Origin of the sequence: Bartonella sp. TT110JLCBS (assembly GCF_042193405.1) — a bacterium.
Lineage (GTDB): Bacteria > Pseudomonadota > Alphaproteobacteria > Rhizobiales > Rhizobiaceae > Bartonella.
Map to the genome: position 1 here is coordinate 1 of NZ_JBHILT010000136.1, position 1,011 is coordinate 1,011.

At 44.6% G+C, this 1,011-nt stretch carries 1 protein-coding gene; it reads left to right on the plus strand.

Going from position 1 to position 1,011, the window contains the following annotated elements; translation table 11 throughout:
* Position 1 precedes the first annotated feature (1 nt).
* Positions 2-1,011 (plus strand): phage tail tape measure protein (locus ACFILW_RS10025; RefSeq protein ID WP_375685765.1); only part of this gene is annotated, 1,010 nt, incomplete at its 3' end.

Here is a 1,011-nt window from a genome sequence, read left to right on the forward strand (position 1 = left end):
ATTGTCTCTTGAAGACAAACTCACCGCACCTCTCAAACATCTTCAAAAAAAATTCGATACATTGTCAAAAACACTCTCACATAGTTTGGGTATTCCGCGCTTTTCTGCTGCTGTCAAAAACATGACAAAAAGCCTTCATGGTGTTCAAAGTGCTCTTGGAGTGGCGGCAAGCCGTGCTTCAGTCTTTACCGGTGTCTTAGGGCTTGCTGGTGGTGGTCTTGTGGCAAGTGTAGCCGCCCTCACCATGAAAACCATGCATCTGGGCGATAGTCTTTATCACGCATCACACCATTTAAATATGAGTGTTGCATCACTTCAATTATGGGGTGATGCAGCCGATAATTCAGGCACTTCTGCCGAACTTTTTCAACAATCCTTAGCGGTTTTAAATAGGCGTTCGGCACAAGCCTATGCCGGACAAAAAAGAGGCATGATGGGCTTTGAAGCGCTTGGCATTTCTGTCAAAAACACTTCTGGAAAACTCAAATCCACTTCTGTCTTGTTAGAAGAAATTACCGACAAGATGAGTCAGATGAAAAATCAAGCACAAAGACAGCATATTGCCGCTCTGCTGTTTGGTGGTGATGGTAAAGAAATGGCGACCATGCTTGCACAAGGCATGGCACCCATTAAAGAGCTGTTTGCAAAGGCGCGGAAAGGAAAATGGCTGATAGGTGCCGATGTGGCACGCTATGCAGCAGATTTGAGTGACAAGCTTGGTGCCTTTAAGAAAAAAATAGGCGGTATCGCGAGCTTTATTGGCGCGCGTTTCATGCCCGTGATCAATGACATGATTGACGGTTTTTCTCGCCTGATTGATGAAAACCGCGACCTCATCCAAACAACCGTTGCGAGCTGGGCAAAAACCTTAAAAAAAGTCCTTAATGATTTGCTTAATCCTACCTCTGATTTAAGAAAAAGCATCAGTGATCTCACAGAGAGGATTAAAGGCTGGTTCCAATGGCTAGAACCTCTGATTGGTGAAATAACCCTCTTTAAGGTAGGACTTGT